The organism is Bacillus sp. EKM208B, assembly GCF_011800725.1.
GTDB classification, from domain to species: Bacteria; Bacillota; Bacilli; order Bacillales; family Bacillaceae; genus Bacillus; species Bacillus velezensis.
Window position 1 is genome coordinate 108260 of record NZ_JAANHO010000010.1, and the last position, 15369, is coordinate 123628.

Below are 15369 nucleotides of genomic sequence, written 5' to 3' on the forward strand. Positions count from 1 at the left end.
GACTAGCGTGACAACCTTTCAATCACGACCTGTGCCGCGGCGTATTCTTTTGTATGGGTAATGGAAACGTGAACCGCCGCGCCGTCAAGCTTGGCGCAGGTCAGCACTGGTTTTCCCGCCGTGTCGTTTCCGGTTTCAATATCCTGAAAGCTGAGCTCTTTGCCGATACCTGTGCCGTATGCTTTCGAAAAGGCTTCTTTTGCCGCAAATCTTCCCGCGAGAAATTCAATTTTCCTTTTGTCCGACAGCAATGTAAAACGGGCGTATTCAGCCTCCGTCAATATTCTTTGCGGAAACCTCGCCTGCCGGCTGAGCATGTTTTCAATTCTGTGCAGTTCAACGATGTCGATTCCGATTCCGAAAATCATGTGAATTCCTCCTAAAAGTCCGTACTAAAAAACGGTTTATGTCATAAACGTGTTACTATATATGTAACAAATCAGATGCAAAGGGGCTTGCGATGTTTATACGAACGGAAAATTTCCAGACTTTTATCAGACGTTATCCGGCCGTCAGCTGTATCTTGGCGCTGCAGGCGTTCTTGTGGCTGTTTTTCAGTATGCCGCTTCATTCCGTCATGATGTGGTCAGATGCTGTGACCGGCTATAATTACGGCGTTTCCTCGGGAGAATGGTGGCGGCTGGTGACACCGATGTTTTTACACGCGAATTTCACTCACCTTTTGTTTAACTCCATGTCTCTCTTTTTATTCGCGCCCCCGCTTGAGCAGATGCTCGGAAAAGTCCGTTTTCTGATTGTGTACATCGCATCGGGCATTATCGGCAATATCGGCACGTATCTTGCCGAACCGCTTGATTATGTGCATGTCGGCGCATCCGGCGCGATCTTCGGACTTTTCGGCGTGTATGTGTTTCTGACTGTTTTCCGCAAGGAGCTGATCGGCCGGGATCAGTCGAAAATGATTATGACCCTGCTTATCATCGCGGTGCTGTCGACGTTTATCAACTCTAATATTAACATTATGGCGCATTTGTTCGGACTGGCAGGCGGATTTTTGCTTTCCTTTTTATGCGTGCAGCAAAAAAAGCGGCGGTATTAACCGTCCGCTTTTTCATATGAATACCAGCGCCCGATGCGTTCGGCATCTTCCTCGCTGACATCCTTCAGCATGACATGCTCCATGTGGTGAGCTGATTTCACTGCGGTAGCCACAGATGCGAGCCGCCTTCTTTTTTGCAGAAAGGAGCGGCTGACTTCAAACATCTGCATTCTTCTTCTCAGCATAATCGTGGTTGTCTTCCCGATCAGCCTCGTGGTGATCTGAAGCCTGCCGCCGTTTATGCACCATGACGCTGTCCTAAACGAGGCATATCCTAGCACCAGTTCGACAGGAAGCACGAGGAGCGATGCATATCCCCACGGCTTAAACAGAATACAAAGCGGGATGATCACGAAAACCGAGAAGATTATGGATCGGAATAAATACCGGCGCAGCGCCCTTTTCGGCAAATGATTCCGGTTTTCTTCCAGCACGTAATCCGGTGTGAAACCGTTCAGCATCACTCCGAGCTTTGATTTGCGGATGATCGGAAACAGAATCGTCTGTGCTCCTTCTTTCTCATTCCCCGCACTGCCGGCGCTGACAATCGCAACCGTCGCGTATCCGAATAATTGCCTGATCACATTTTCTTTCATTTTAATGGCTTGGATTTTACGGAGCGGGATTGTCACTTGATGCTTTTCAATAATTCCTCTGGTAATGACCAATTCGTGTTCCTTTTTTTCTATTTTAAAGTTGGCATGCTTGATCATCATACCGGCGATGCTTAACAGCCAGGCGATGAACAATCCTATGAAAATGATCACGGCGTATATGCCGATGCTCGCATGCTTGAGAAAGGAAAACCTGTCATAGAGCCAGTCCATCGGAAGTACTTCATCAATCTGAGAAAAGAGGGCGAATACCGCTGAGATGATGACACCGATTCCCCCGGATGTTGAGGCGGCCATAAGCAGCTCACCTACAGACAGGCGGTAAACGGATTGCACATCTTCCCCGCGCATCGGTTCCTGCTCCGCTGCGGTCTCCCCTCGTTCTTCTTGCTCCGCTTTTTGCTGAAAAACAGCCGCTCTGATCCGTTCCGCCTCTTCCACAGTAATGGCCGATAAGACGGCTTCAGCGTTTTTCCCGTCGCCGGCCGTTTCGATTTGAAGCTTAACAAGCTTAAAAAGCTGCTGAATGATGCCGGCACTCGTATTCATTGATTGAATCCGGTCAATAGAGATGTATCTCTTTTTCGTAAAAAACAAGCCTTCTTCAATTCTGAATTCTCCGTCCTCAATCCGGTATGTAAATTTTCTCCACTCAATCACACTAGCCGTAATCAGCCAGATAAGCAGGACGGCGAGCGCAATGCCTCCGTAAAAGCGGATGAAGTGGTTGGAGTTTACAATATAGACGAGAAAAAATGGCAGAATAATGTTTTTAATGGTTTCGATAATAATATGGAATAAGTTCAAAATCACGGCCGCCGGATGCAGACGTTTCGGCTCAGACATCATCTTCCGTCACCCTTGCCAGACGGGAAATGGAATCCCTCAGCCGGTCAGCTTCCTCCATATCAAGCGCCGGAATGGAATGAACGGTTGCCGCCGTGGAGATTTTGACTGAGGCCAGACGGTACCTTCTGAGGAGCGGGCCTTGTGAAGTATCTACGTGCTGCACCCTCACCATCGGCACAATGACCCGTTTGACAATAAAAATGCCGGATTGAATATCAATTTCATTTTCATGGACTTCATAGCGCCAGATCCTGTGCCTGATTTTCGGTATGGCATAGACGGATATTACTGAACCGATAACCCAAATGATGCCGAGGACTCCGGTGATCCAATACGGCCAATGGAAGAAATGGCTTAAAACAGCTGCTGCTATAACGGCCAGAAGACAGAAGGCGGACAGGATGATTTCCTGAAGACGCCAGACTTTTAAGCCGCTTGGACTGATTCGATTTTTTGGCTGTGCTCTCAACATACCTACCTCCCATTTTTTATCATACATACAAATACGGCTGATTTGCAAAAAAGATTCACTTTCCGGCATATCAAAAAAAAAGCGGACCCCGTAAAAGGGTCCGCTTCCTGTGTTTTAGTATGATTTTTTCTGGCGTCTGTCACCTGAAGAACGGCGGTCGCTTGAGCGTTTTTTATCGTAGGAAGAACGGTTGTTGTTTTTCCCTTTGCCGCCGCGGTAGCCGCCGCCTTGGCCGTCTCTGCGCTTAGAAGTACGCTGGTTTTTATAGCGTTTGCTGACCATAGGCGCTTCATCAGTGAGGCGTACAGGCGTGCTGTCCGGCTCTTTTGTCGCCATTTTAATGGCTGCAGCCACAACTGTCACTGCATCATGATCTTCTAACAATTCCGCAGCTGCCGTCATGTAGAAGTTCAGGTTGTTTTCGCTGATCGCCGTGCGCAGACGGTCAACCGTCACCTGCTGCTGTCCTTCTAATGCTTCGTCAAGCGTCGGCTCTTTCATGCGGTCCATTTTGCGTTTTGTCGTTTGTTCAATCGCGCGAAGCATGCTTTTCTCACGCGGTGTGATAAACGTCATCGCCATACCCGTTTTTCCTGCGCGGCCCGTTCTTCCGATACGGTGAACGTAGCTTTCAGGATCTTGAGGCACGTCAAAGTTGTAAACGTGGGTAACGCCTGAGATATCAAGTCCGCGGGCGGCAACGTCAGTCGCTACAAGCACTTCGATCGCACCTTCTTTAAACTTGCGAAGCGCAACCATACGTTTCGCCTGCGTTAAGTCGCCGTGAATTCCTTCAGCCGCATATCCGCGAAGGTTCAGGGCTTCAGCAAGCTCATCGACACGGCGTTTCGTACGTCCGAATACGATCGCAAGTTCCGGAGACTGAATGTCAAGAAGACGAGTCAGCGTATCGAATTTTTTGCGCTCCTGCACTTCCAAGTAGAACTGCTGAATGTTGGACACAGTCATTTCTTTCGCTTTTACTTTTACGTGTTCCGGCTCAGTCATGAAACGCTCTGCGATCCGTTTGATCGGCGCAGGCATTGTTGCTGAGAATAAGAGCGTTTGGTGGTCGCTCGGCACGTTTGAGAGAATGGATTCAATGTCATCAATGAATCCCATGTTCAGCATTTCATCAGCCTCATCCATGACAACCGTGTTCACGTTATTTAAACGGATCGTGCGGCGGTTGATATGGTCAAGAAGACGCCCCGGCGTACCTACGATGATATGCGGGTTTTTCTTCAATGCGCGGATTTGACGTCCGATATCCTGGCCGCCGTAAATAGGCAGTACTTTCGCACGCTTATCTTGTCCGATTTTATATAACTCTTCAGATACTTGAATGGCTAATTCACGGGTTGGCGCGATTACGATTGCTTGAATATTAGGAGACTCGGGGTTCATTTTTTCAACAAGGGGTATACCGAACGCAGCTGTTTTACCTGTACCTGTTTGCGCTTGTCCGATGACATCTTTATTTAAAAGTCCGAGCGGAATCGTTTGTGCCTGGATCGGTGTTGCTTCTTCAAATCCCATACGATTGATTGATTTCATGAGATCAGAACTTAATTGGAAATCTTGAAACGTTATAGTCAAATTATTCAAACTCCTTCTGATTGCTGTTTCAGTAATGTCGTGATTTACCACTAAAAACCGCCCTTTCATCCAAAGGACAGGATCATACGTATACAAAGCCCGAATTACTTTACGTTTAATCTTACCATTACACTATGTGTTTTTCAATAAGGCGAGATGGTCAGGCGGCCGGAAGCGGCCTGACCGGATTCTTCCCGCGAACGGGGCCGGACCCCGCGCCGGACGGGATTTCCCAGCCGGCGGTCTTTCTTTTTCATACGGACAGAATTATTTCACCCTGAATTAGTTTCTTCATTTTTGTATATTTTTATGATGCTGATCATTATTTTTTCAGTGCTTCTCTAATAAATCTTTAACGATTTCTTCGAGCTTCATACCTCTCGATGCTTTAAACAGAAGGAGATCGCCGGAAGCGGCCATTTCCTGTATGGCGTGAAGCAGTTCTTTTTTGTCAAGATAATGGCTGACGCGCCCTTCTTCAAAACGCCGGCGCGCTCCGTCAGCGATGAATGCGCCGAGTGTGCCGTAAGTAAATACATGGTCGATTTCCGCCGGATTGATCGCAGCTCCGCATTCTTCGTGGAATGCTTTTTCTTCATCACCAAGTTCAAGCATATCACCGAGCACGAGCATTTTCTTCCGATAGCCTTTCATCGTTTCGATTAATTCGACCGCCGCTTTCATTGACGTCGGGCTCGCATTATATGCGTCGTTTACGATCGAGATGCCGTTGTCCGTTTTGACCAGTTCCAATCTCATCCCCGTCACCTTCAGGCGGCTCAGTCCCAGAGCCGCATTTTCCGGCGTAATGCCGAAATAGATGCCGGCGGCGTATGCGGCCATGGCATTCATGACATTATGTCTGCCGAGAACGGGAATAAAGAAAGAACGGCCGATTCCGTCGATATTGAAGTACGTGCCTTCTTCCGCCTGTTTTATTTCTTTCAGGCGGAGATCATTGTCCGCGCCTGCGCCGTATGTCGTTGTCCGGCAAGTGTACGTCTTTTCGCGAAGCAGCGGCTCATCCCCGAAATAAAACAGAACGCCGTCTTCCCGAAGTCCGTTTATAATTTCAAGTTTCGCCTCCGCAATTCCTTCTCTTGAGCCTAAATCCTGCATGTGGGATTCGCCGATATTGGTAATGACGGCCGCTTCCGGTTCAGCAAGACGGCTCAGAAAATCAATTTCGCCCCTCGCGCTCATTCCCATTTCTAAAACGGCGATTTCTGTATCTTCAGGCATGGCAAGCACGGTCAGCGGCAGGCCGATATGGTTGTTGAAATTGCCGGCGGTTTTGTGAACGCGGTACTGAGTGCCGAGAACGGCGTGAAGCATGTCTTTCGTTGTCGTTTTACCGTTGCTCCCGGTCACCCCGATAACCCGTGTGCCGAGCTCTTTCAAATAAGCTTTTGCCAATGTTTGCAGCGCCTCCAGCGTGTCATCGACCAGGATGACAGCACGCTCTTCCGGCGGATTCGGTTCAGAGCGGTCCCACAACACCGCGGAAACGCCTTTTTCGAATGCTTGCGGCACAAAGGTGTGGCCGTTAAAATGCTCGCCTTTTAAAGGAATGAACAGCTGATTTTTTTCCAAAGTCCGCGTATCGGTTGCGGCGCCCTCAATCATTGTTTGTTCAAATACGGGATTTGTCAGTGTGCCTTTGACCATGTCTGCGATTCGCTTTACAGTTCGCTTTATCAAAGGTGGCACCTCGCTTTCTGAAAATGTTGTCTGTTACGGGAAAAGACACTGCCCCTTCAGGCAGTGTCCGTCTTCATTAAAATGTATGTTTAATCAGCTGTTTTTCGGCATGGCGTTCTTTTGCCAGCTCAACCAGCTGTTCGATCAGATCACTGTAATCTACGCCTGCTTCTTTCCAAAGCAGCGGGAACATGCTGAATGGCGTAAAGCCCGGCATTGTGTTCACTTCGTTAATGAGCACTTGACCGTCATTGGTCAGGAAGAAATCGGCGCGGACAAGGCCTGATCCGTCAATCGCTTTGAAGGCTTTAATCGCCATCTCGCTGATTTCCGTATATTGTTCATCCGTCACTTGCGCGGGAATCATTAAATCCGTGTCGCCGTCTTCATATTTCGCCTTGTAATCGTAAAAGTCGGTTTTCGGCGCGATTTCACCGACGGCGGAGCATTTCGGTTCGTCATTTCCGAGTACGCCGATTTCGATTTCTCTTCCGGCGATTCCTTCTTCCACCACAATTTTCCGGTCATACTCAAAAGCCAGTTCGAAGGCTTTTTCAAGCTCTTCACGGTTTCGGCATTTGCTGATTCCGACGCTTGATCCGAGGTTCGCCGGTTTGACGAAGCACGGATATCCCAGCTCCTCTTCAACCTGCTGTAAGCAGCTGTCCGGCGTCTGTTTCCAGTCCTTTTTTAAGAAAGCGGCGTACTTCGCCTGCGGAAGCCCCGCTTGAGCGAACAAATGCTTCATGATGATTTTATCCATGCCGGCTGATGATGCAAGCACCCCGTTGCCGACATAAGGAACGTTCAGTAATTCCAGCAGCCCCTGAATGGTGCCGTCTTCACCGTTCGGTCCGTGCAGAAGCGGAAATACGACATCGATCGGCGCCTTTTCGTCAGGCGACGCTTCAGGAAACATTTCCCGGTTCAATGCTGATAGAGCGAAACTTTCACCGTTTTGTTCCAGCTGAAGCATTTTCACGTTGGAAACCGGCTCAGTCAGCAGCGGGCCTCTTTGCCATTCTCCTTTTTCAGTGATGTAAATCGGATGTATATCAAACTTCTCAGTATTAAGCGCTTTTGTTACAGCTAATGCTGTCTGCAGCGATACATTGTGTTCGGCTGACTTTCCGCCGTACACCAATCCTAGACTTGTTTTCAATGGATATTCCCCCCACAACAATTCATCTTTACTATCTTATCACTTTCCTCAGAAAATGATCTAATTATTTTTGGGCATTCTGAATATGAAAGCATTTGTATGTAATTCCTTTTTATTTTATATTAAAATGGCATGGAAAAGGAGATGTGTCATATGAAAAAAATCAGTACAACAGAACAATTTAATGAACTTATTCAATCCGACAAGGAAATCATCGTGAAATTTTTCGCTGACTGGTGCCCTGACTGCACGCGCATGAATATGTTCATCGGCGATATTTTGGAAGAATATAATCAAAATGATTGGTATGAGCTGAACAGAGACGAGCTCCCTGAGCTTGCCGACAAATATCAGGTAATGGGCATACCGAGCCTTCTGATCTTTAAAAACGGCGAAAAGAAAGCGCATCTTCACAGCGCAAACGCGAAAACGCCCGAAGAAGTCACAGAATTTTTATCACAGCATATTTAATTCGTTTCACGATCTTTGTTTATGACTTCAGGCTCTACATGAACATGGACATGAGTCACATCATGTTCATGTTTTATTGCATATTCGACCTCATCGGCTACTTCGTGGCCTTCTTTCACAGACAGTCCCGGATCTACCGTAATGACCATTTCCACATGAACCGTGCTCCCCAAATACCTTGCTTTCACATCCTTCAGCCTGCTGACCTCTTTTATTTCTTTCACTGTGTGTTTATACGGCTCCAAATCTTTCAGATCAAATCCGTCCGTCAATGAGTGGGATGCATCTTTGAAGATGTCCCATGCCGTCTTACAGATGATGATTCCGATCAGAAAAGCAATGACCGGATCAATCCACGGCAGATGAAGCCGGGCCGTTAAGACGCCTATAAACGCCCCAATACTGACATAGGCGTCAGAACGGCTGTCTTTCGCCGCCGCATGAAGCGCAGAACTTTTAACCCGATCCGCAAGTCGGCTGTTATATACATACATGCCGTACATTACAATCGCGCTCCCGAGCGCCGTCCATGCCGCAATGAAGCTCGGCTCGGCCTTCGTTCCGCTGACAATCGCCTTTGCCCCTCCGATCAGCACTTCAATACCGACCGCCATCATAATAAAAGACGCAATTAATGAAGAAATTGTTTCAGCCCGATAATGTCCGTAAGCATGATCACTGTCCGCGGGTCGCTGGGAAATCCGGAGCCCGATCAGCACAGCCAGTGATGCGACAATATCCGTGGCATTATTTAACCCGTCCGCTCTGAGCGCTTCGGAATGATAAATAAGACCGATCACCAGTTTGACGGCGGCAAGGATGAGGTACGCGGCGATATTAAGAATCGCGCCTTTTTCGCCCCGTTTTAAGTTTGCCGTTTGATCATTCATGTAAGGACTCCTCCATTCTCATTCATAGTATGGATGGAAAAGCGGAAAAATAGCAGCTTTGATCTGACAGAAACGCAATCAATTCGACAGCATTATTCCCCGGGAAACTTTTTGTCGAAAAATTGGCGGTATTTTTCCTTTACATATGAATATGCCCATTGTATACTTTCATTAACTGATAATGATTCTCAATATCATTTGATTAGGAGGGTAATCATGAGGTCTTCTCCTCAGCTCAGATCATCAGTTGAAGGACGAAAAAAACATCTGATCCATTTGCTGATCAATAACGGAATATACAAAAAGTCGGAACGGCATTTATATGAATTATCGCTCGGAGAATTAGAAAGCGAATACAAATATGTTAGGAAGGTGCGGGCTCATGGCGAAACGTAAAATAAAAACATACGAACAGCTGATAAAAGAAAACAAGGCGGCCATTATGAATAATCAAAAGCTGATGAATGTGATCTATGACAGAATTGACCGCAAGCATCAAAAACTGCTCCGGCACAACAGCCATACATAAAAAGAGCCTTTTTCAGGCTCTTTTTTTATTGCTCAAAGGCTTCCGCCGCTAATTTGCCGATGACCGCATCGTCCATCGGCGGATTGTGAAGGCCGGCCCGGGCATCCCGATAATACCGCTGAAGCGGATTATTTCGCTCCAGGCTTTTTGCGCCGGTGATTCTCATTGCTTTATCAACAACAGAAAGGACGGCATTTGTCACAATATGTTTTGCGGCGCCGAGCTCGCTTTTGATGAAAGGGCGGCGTTTCGGGTCATCATACATTTGCGCCGCCGTGAAGAGAAACTGTCTCGCTTTTAACAATTCAAGCTCCATTTCCCCGACACGCTGCTGAACGGCCGGCACGTCTTTAATTGGTCCGTTCAGGCTGTTCGGCGAATATTCGGATGCAAACTGGACGGCATAGTCCCTTGCCGCTTGAGCGATACCCAGATAAGCAGCGGGAATGTGAAGCAGCCAGCCATTCACTTTCGCCGCTCTCGGCCCGCTGATAAGCTCCACAAGCCGCTCATCACTGACCGTGACATGATCTAAAAGGAGATCATGGCTTCCGGTCGCCTTCATGGCAATCATATCCCATGTTTCTTCGACTGAAACGCCTGCCTGATCTTTATGAATGAGAAAAACACCGGTCGTTTGTTTTTCTTCAATCCATGCCGTCACAAGCATATAATCCAAAGTCAGCGAAAGGGTTGTAAAGGTTTTTCGGCCGTTCAGCACCCATTTTCCGTCTTTTTTGACAGCGGAGGTGCCGGGTCTTCCTCCCCTCGTCGGACTGCCGGTCTGCCGTTCCGTCGCTGCCCTGTTCAGGACAGCTCCCTTTTTCACCTCTTCTGTGATAAATGAAAAGACACCTTCATCCCAGCTGTTTCCTTCTCCGAGCTCACCCATGACGGATAAATGCCAGCCGATTCCGAGAGCAACGGCCGCGTCTCCCCGCGCCAGCCGTTCCTGAAACAGCACCATATCATAAACGGAAATGCCTGCACCGCCGAATGCCTCAGGTACCGTTAACGCCGTATATCCCGCGTCGCGCAGTCTTTGAATTTTCTCCGCGGGAAAACGGCCCGCCTCATCATCAAGCGCGGCTGTTTTTTGAAATTCGTCTGCAAGCAGGCCGATTTTTTCCACCCATTCCCTCTGCCGTTCATTCTGTATCCATAAAGACACTGGAATCCCCCCATTATAATTCCGATAAAGTTAATAAGTATTATAGAGATTCAAGTCTCGTTTCGCAACTGTGAGGCTGTACAAAAAAACACGCTATTCCATGGAATAGCGCGTTCAGACTGCTTCCGGGCCGCGGTCCTGCTTGAGCCCGAGATAAATCAGCATATATGTGAGATAACCCATCGTCATCACAAGCCCGCCAAAGAAAAAGCTTGAAAAAATCGGCTCTTCAAACGCGGTAACCGCCGCAAGCACGATCCAGCTTGCATACAGGTAGATGATGAAATAACGGAATCCCGACTTCATTTTATATAAGAGAAACAGCCCCACTGTAGAAAACAAACCCAGCGCAAGCCTGAAATAAACAAGATGTTCGAATTGGAACATGAATGACACAAAGGAAAAACCAAGCAATAACACAATCGGTAATGCGGTAATAAAATTTCTCAAGTGAGCACCTCCGTCATTACCTTTATTATAAATCAAAATAGCATAAATTATTGATTTATCGTGATCTTTTTCACAAAAATGTCATTCCTTTACTTTATACCCGAACATCGCGTTTGCAAAAGCTCCACCAAGCGACGGCTAAGAAGAATACGATATGGATAATGATAATGCCTGCGGAAAATAACGGCGTCATTCCCGCAAACAGCGGTTTCGCCCCGCTCATATATTGCGTCAGGTCAGTATTTGCGAACAGCAGAAAACTTCCCCATTTGTTTTGGAAGAGCGACATAATCGTCACGAGTGATTTTGCGCCGTACAGCACGATAAATGACAAAATGACGGCCGTTGCGCTGTTTCGGAATACAGAAGAACACAACAAGCCAAAGCATGCCATCGCAAACGCCTCGACCCAGTTCGTGCCGATTACTTTCAGGGTGTTCATCAGAAGCGTCCCTGATTCAGATGTCACCGACACGCCGAAGAAAGCCATGCCGAACAGCAGAGACAGAATATAGTACGCCGCATACAGGTACAAGCTGACCAAAAATACGGTAATGAGTTTAGATACAAAAATCCGCTCCCGCTTTACCGGGCGGATTAACAGAAATTTGATCGTTTTCTTATCAAATTCAGCGGAAATGATCGTTGCCGCGATCACGATCGTTAATGCCTCAAGCAGAATATTCAGCCCGGGCGCGTACGCCATATAGCCGATGAAATTCTCATCCGTTCCGGAACTGATGACAAGCCGTTTAATGACAAGCGCCATAATAAATTGGAGAACGGCCATCAGAATCAGCGCCACTAATGAGACTTTTCGGTTAAAGAGTTTCATATGCTCATTCGCTGTCAATTTAAACATTCGTCTCCCCCTCCTCTTGAAGCGCCGTCGTCACTTTCATGAATTCATCCTCCAGCGATTCCGCATACGGCATGATGGAATACACGAGAAAGTCTTGTCCGACGAGCGCACGGTTTAATGCCGGGATGTCCTTCTTCGCTACGGTGACGGTAATGCCCCCGCCGTTTTTCTCCGGAGCAAATTGCTGTTGGGACAGCCATTCGAATGCTTCGTCAGCCGGCTGAATGTCGAGGACGGCTTTTTCTTCTTTTTCCTCAGCGCCGCGCAGAACAACCTCTGTTTTGATCTCACCTTTTTGAATGATGATGACACGGTCGCAAAGGTCCTCCACTTCACGCAATAAATGCGTCGCAAAAAGGATGCTCGTCCCTTCAAGCTCCGCGAGTTCCTTTAAGTGATCGCGGAAATCCTTCATTCCGCCGGGATCAAGCCCGTTTGTCGGTTCATCTAAAATGAGCAGATTCGGACGGTGAAGAATGGCCTGTGCAATCCCGAGACGCTGACGCATACCAAGGGAATACGTTTTAACTTTGTCATGAACGGCGTGGGTGAGCCCGACACGCTCGATGACTTCCTGAAGCCTGTCCTCTTTGATGTTTTTGTGCATGTTGGCAAAGTGCTTCAGATTTTCCCACCCCGTCAGGTACGGGTAGAATTCAGGATTTTCCACGATCGCTCCGACGGATTCAAGCGCTTTTTCGAAATCAGCATCGTGCTGAAAGCCGTTAATTGTAATCGTGCCGCTGTTTTTCTTTAAAAGACCGACGATGATTCGGATAAGTGTGGTTTTCCCCGACCCGTTCGGACCGAGCAAACCGATGATCTCGCCCTGCCTGACATCCATGCTGATGTTTTTTAAAATGTGCTTCTTGCCTATTGTTTTGTCAAGGCCTTCAATATGTAAAATCGGCTCAGTCATACAGCCTTCCTCCTTTTTTACAAAAAATAAACAGTGCCCGTACTTAGGCACTGTCTGCATTATAACATTAGTCATATATTCGTGAAGAGCCGGAGCCGACGTTATGTCTTATCCGGGACCGGTCCGTTTTTTTCCTTCTCTTCATTATTGACGACATCCAGAATATCAAGCAGGAACACAAAAATCGGAATTCCGATAATCAAGCCCCAAATGCCGAAGAAATGTTCCGAGAAAATCAGAACCGTAAAGGTAAAAAAGATCGGCAGTTCCGTTTTCGCTGACATCAGTTTCGGATTAAGGAAGTACGTCTCAATCGCATGGATGACGAAAATGACCAGCACGATGTAGATGACATACGCTGCGCCGCCCGTCGTATACGCGATGATGCTGAGCGGAATGAGCGAAATCACCACACCCGCCACGGGAATGAGCCCGAGGAAAAAGACCATGATTGACAGGCCGAACAGCTGCGGAAAATGCAGAATCGCCAATGCGATCAAGGTGAGGATACAGTTCACCAGCGCAATAATAAATTGGGCTTCAAGCACTTTGCCGAATGTTCTCGCAAACTTGCTGCCGAAATAAGCAAGTTCGTAGTAAAAAACAGACAGCTTGCTGTGCTGAAATTTTTTCATAAACTCCGTGAGCCGCTTTTTCTCGAACAGGAAAAACATGCTGAGAATCAGTGACATCACGACCTGCAAACCGAAAGTGCTGATATCGGCCAAGTATGTATACAGTACATTAAAACCTTCTTTTACATAGGAACCGATATTGATATCGCCGAACACGCTCGATATCTCATCATAAAACGGAATGACATCGGGATGATACGCGATGTGCTTGATCTGCTTAATCAGCTGTTCAATCTGCTTGGCAACAATCGGGTAAAAGACAAAGCCTCCGACAGTCGCCCCGACAGCCAGCGCAATATATAAAACGGTGATGACCACCCTCTGGCTGATCCGGAAAAAATGGTTCAACACGTGCCGGATGACAGTCTCCAGCCGATCCATCAGAAAAGTAAAAATAAACGTAAGCAAAATCAAATTAATCATACTTCGGAATACAACTAACACCCCAGTCAAAACAAGAAAAACCGAAAAACGTCTGACACCCGGATGCTGAAAAAATTTAAAAATAGCCGCCATTTATACACTCCTGCTAGGACAAAAAGCCCTTAGATTTCATCTTTCACTCTCTAATTGTAAATTATATAACAAAATGACGCTAAGGTCTTTGTCCACCTCCTAATAAATTTAAACAAATTTATCTTTTTTACTCATGGCGGCCGAAAAAAAGAACGGCATGCCCGATGCATGCCGTTCCTTTCCTTTTATACCGCCGTTTTCATTTCTTTTACGGCCTGTGTGCTTTTCGCTTCGTCAAACTCATTTTCGCTCTTGGCTACGATGATGGTGGCGATTCCGTTTCCGATCAGGTTGACGATCGCCCTTCCTTCACTCATAAAGCGGTCGACGCCGAGGAGCAGCGCCAGCCCCTCCAGCGGAATAACCTGAAGCGCCGATAAAGTGGAGGCGAGCACGATAAATCCGCTTCCGGTTACGCCCGCCGCGCCTTTTGATGTCAGCATCAGCACGAGAATGATCGTAACCTGCTGGCCGATGGTAAGGTCAACGCCGAACACCTGCGCCAGAAAAACCGTCGCCATGGAAAGATAAATCGAGGTGCCGTCCAGGTTAAAAGAATATCCCGTCGGAATGACAAGGCCGACAACCGATTTGGAACAGCCGTAGCGCTCCATTTTATCCATCATCCGCGGAAGGACGGACTCAGAAGAGCTTGTGCCGAGAACGATGAGCAGTTCATCTTTAATAAAACGGAGATAGTTCCACAAGCTGAAACCGAATAGTTTGCAAATGATATTCAAAGCGACAAATACAAACAGGAACATCGTAACGTACACAGACAGCATCAGACTCGCCAGCGGCTTGATGGAATCAAGGCCGAAGTGCCCGATCGTATAGGCCATGGCCCCGAATGCGCCGATCGGCGCCGCGCGCATGATGTAGCCGATGATTTTGAAAAAAACATGCGACAGTTTATCAAAGAAATCAATAATGCTTTTGCCTCTTTCACCGAGCGCCGCCAAGCCGACACCGAATAAAACAGAAAAGAATAAGACCTGAAGAATGTCGCCTTTTGCGAAAGCGTCAACCATATTTGACGGAACGATGTGAGTGATAAATTCAATCCAGTCAATCCCCTGTCCCCCGTTTTGCGTATACTGAGAGACATCCCCTTTTTCAAGCTTGCTGTAATCAAGCCCCTCACCGGGTTTCATGATATTGACGACCAGAAGTCCGATAATAAGGGCGATGGTGGTCACGACTTCAAAATAAATAAATGCTTTTCCCCCGACTTTGCCGACTTTTTTCATGTCTCCCATCTTGGCGATGCCAAGCACGATCGTCAGGAATATGATCGGTGCGATAATCATTTTTACCGCATTGATAAATGTATCGCCGAGCGGCTTCATCTGCTTCCCGGCCTCAGGCCAAACGAGTCCGACAATGACGCCGATGATCACCGCCGTGATGACCTGCACCGTAAGATTTTTAAAAATTTTCATCCCTACTCCCCCTTGCCTCTCGCTGCG

17 protein-coding genes are annotated in these 15369 nt (G+C 47.5%); 4 read left to right on the forward strand and 13 right to left on the reverse strand.

What is annotated here, in order from left to right:
* Window positions 1-2: 2 nt before the first annotated feature.
* Window positions 3-368, reverse strand: a complete 366-nt coding sequence (gene acpS, locus G9F75_RS16835) for a holo-ACP synthase (protein ID WP_014304402.1) — start codon at window positions 366-368, stop codon at window positions 3-5.
* Window positions 369-460: 92 nt separating this feature from the next.
* Here acpS and G9F75_RS16840 point away from each other — a divergent pair, with 92 nt between their 5' ends.
* Entirely contained in the window at window positions 461-1060 is a 600-nt protein-coding gene (locus G9F75_RS16840) for a rhomboid family intramembrane serine protease (RefSeq protein ID WP_003156193.1), read from the forward strand.
* Here the strand turns inward: G9F75_RS16840 and G9F75_RS16845 are convergent.
* From G9F75_RS16845 to G9F75_RS16865, 5 genes are all read right to left on the reverse strand, one after another.
* A complete protein-coding gene (locus tag G9F75_RS16845) occupies window positions 1057-2523 on the reverse strand; it encodes a PH domain-containing protein (protein ID WP_021495081.1) in 1467 nt (488 codons plus the stop codon). The genes G9F75_RS16840 and G9F75_RS16845 overlap by 4 nt on opposite strands.
* Complete coding sequence (locus G9F75_RS16850) at window positions 2513-2992, reverse strand: PH domain-containing protein (protein ID WP_003156195.1); 480 nt, start codon at window positions 2990-2992, stop codon at window positions 2513-2515. The genes G9F75_RS16845 and G9F75_RS16850 overlap by 11 nt, the downstream gene beginning before the upstream one ends.
* 117 nt (window positions 2993-3109) lie before the next feature.
* Window positions 3110-4594 (reverse strand): degradosome RNA helicase CshA, encoded by a 1485-nt coding sequence (cshA, locus tag G9F75_RS16855; protein ID WP_014416963.1) that lies wholly within the window; start codon window positions 4592-4594, stop codon window positions 3110-3112.
* A 330-nt stretch (window positions 4595-4924) separates the two neighbouring features.
* Window positions 4925-6295 carry a UDP-N-acetylmuramoyl-tripeptide--D-alanyl-D-alanine ligase gene (locus G9F75_RS16860; RefSeq protein ID WP_029974097.1) on the reverse strand — a complete coding sequence of 457 codons (1371 nt, stop codon included), beginning with the start codon at window positions 6293-6295 and terminating at the stop codon, window positions 4925-4927.
* Window positions 6296-6371: 76 nt separating this feature from the next.
* Window positions 6372-7457, reverse strand: a complete 1086-nt coding sequence (locus G9F75_RS16865; protein WP_167409251.1) for a D-alanine--D-alanine ligase — start codon at window positions 7455-7457, stop codon at window positions 6372-6374.
* Between the two features lie 153 nt (window positions 7458-7610).
* Between G9F75_RS16865 and G9F75_RS16870 the strand changes: the two genes are divergently transcribed.
* Window positions 7611-7928: a thioredoxin family protein gene (locus G9F75_RS16870; RefSeq protein ID WP_003156200.1), complete on the forward strand. Its 318-nt coding sequence runs from the start codon at window positions 7611-7613 to the stop codon at window positions 7926-7928.
* Here the strand turns inward: G9F75_RS16870 and G9F75_RS16875 are convergent.
* Entirely contained in the window at window positions 7925-8818 is an 894-nt protein-coding gene (locus G9F75_RS16875) for a cation diffusion facilitator family transporter (protein WP_022552630.1), read from the reverse strand. The genes G9F75_RS16870 and G9F75_RS16875 overlap by 4 nt on opposite strands.
* Before the next feature lie 216 nt (window positions 8819-9034).
* Between G9F75_RS16875 and G9F75_RS16880 the strand changes: the two genes are divergently transcribed.
* On the forward strand, window positions 9035-9214 hold the full coding sequence (locus G9F75_RS16880) for a Fur-regulated basic protein FbpA (RefSeq protein ID WP_003156203.1): 180 nt from the start codon (window positions 9035-9037) through the stop codon (window positions 9212-9214).
* On the forward strand, window positions 9201-9347 hold the full coding sequence (gene fbpB / locus G9F75_RS16885; protein WP_003156206.1) for a Fur-regulated basic protein FbpB: 147 nt from the start codon (window positions 9201-9203) through the stop codon (window positions 9345-9347). The genes G9F75_RS16880 and fbpB overlap by 14 nt, the downstream gene beginning before the upstream one ends.
* A 25-nt stretch (window positions 9348-9372) precedes the next feature.
* Here the strand turns inward: fbpB and G9F75_RS16890 are convergent, their stop codons facing one another.
* From G9F75_RS16890 to dctP, 6 genes are all read right to left on the reverse strand, one after another.
* Entirely contained in the window at window positions 9373-10518 is a 1146-nt protein-coding gene (locus tag G9F75_RS16890; protein ID WP_167409252.1) for an acyl-CoA dehydrogenase family protein, read from the reverse strand.
* A 114-nt stretch (window positions 10519-10632) separates the two neighbouring features.
* The gene (locus G9F75_RS16895; RefSeq protein WP_007410218.1) at window positions 10633-10968 is read right to left on the reverse strand and encodes a hypothetical protein; all 336 of its coding nucleotides are present in this window, start codon (window positions 10966-10968) and stop codon (window positions 10633-10635) included.
* A gap of 94 nt (window positions 10969-11062) precedes the next feature.
* Window positions 11063-11830 (reverse strand): ABC transporter permease, encoded by a 768-nt coding sequence (locus G9F75_RS16900; protein ID WP_007410217.1) that lies wholly within the window; start codon window positions 11828-11830, stop codon window positions 11063-11065.
* Complete coding sequence (locus tag G9F75_RS16905; RefSeq protein ID WP_022552628.1) at window positions 11823-12749, reverse strand: ABC transporter ATP-binding protein; 927 nt, start codon at window positions 12747-12749, stop codon at window positions 11823-11825. The genes G9F75_RS16900 and G9F75_RS16905 overlap by 8 nt, the downstream gene beginning before the upstream one ends.
* A gap of 101 nt (window positions 12750-12850) precedes the next feature.
* Window positions 12851-13900 (reverse strand): AI-2E family transporter, encoded by a 1050-nt coding sequence (locus tag G9F75_RS16910; protein WP_007410215.1) that lies wholly within the window; start codon window positions 13898-13900, stop codon window positions 12851-12853.
* A gap of 185 nt (window positions 13901-14085) precedes the next feature.
* Entirely contained in the window at window positions 14086-15342 is a 1257-nt protein-coding gene (dctP, locus tag G9F75_RS16915; protein WP_012116859.1) for a C4-dicarboxylate transporter DctP, read from the reverse strand.
* Window positions 15343-15369: the final 27 nt, after the last annotated feature.

Bases quoted from the DNA above. Each gene is read 5' to 3' on its own strand.
- acpS (WP_014304402.1), bottom strand. From the start codon at position 368: ATGATTTTCGGAATCGGAATCGACATCGTTGAACTGCACAGAATTGAA.
- G9F75_RS16910 (WP_007410215.1), bottom strand. From the start codon at position 13,900: ATGGCGGCTATTTTTAAATTTTTTCAGCATCCGGGTGTCAGACGTTTT.
- fbpB (WP_003156206.1), top strand. From the start codon at position 9,201: ATGGCGAAACGTAAAATAAAAACATACGAACAGCTGATAAAAGAAAAC.
- G9F75_RS16880 (WP_003156203.1), top strand. From the start codon at position 9,035: ATGAGGTCTTCTCCTCAGCTCAGATCATCAGTTGAAGGACGAAAAAAA.
- G9F75_RS16870 (WP_003156200.1), top strand. From the start codon at position 7,611: ATGAAAAAAATCAGTACAACAGAACAATTTAATGAACTTATTCAATCC.
- G9F75_RS16875 (WP_022552630.1), bottom strand. From the start codon at position 8,818: ATGAATGATCAAACGGCAAACTTAAAACGGGGCGAAAAAGGCGCGATT.
- G9F75_RS16900 (WP_007410217.1), bottom strand. From the start codon at position 11,830: ATGTTTAAATTGACAGCGAATGAGCATATGAAACTCTTTAACCGAAAA.
- G9F75_RS16905 (WP_022552628.1), bottom strand. From the start codon at position 12,749: ATGACTGAGCCGATTTTACATATTGAAGGCCTTGACAAAACAATAGGC.
- G9F75_RS16840 (WP_003156193.1), top strand. From the start codon at position 461: ATGTTTATACGAACGGAAAATTTCCAGACTTTTATCAGACGTTATCCG.
- dctP (WP_012116859.1), bottom strand. From the start codon at position 15,342: ATGAAAATTTTTAAAAATCTTACGGTGCAGGTCATCACGGCGGTGATC.
- G9F75_RS16845 (WP_021495081.1), bottom strand. From the start codon at position 2,523: ATGATGTCTGAGCCGAAACGTCTGCATCCGGCGGCCGTGATTTTGAAC.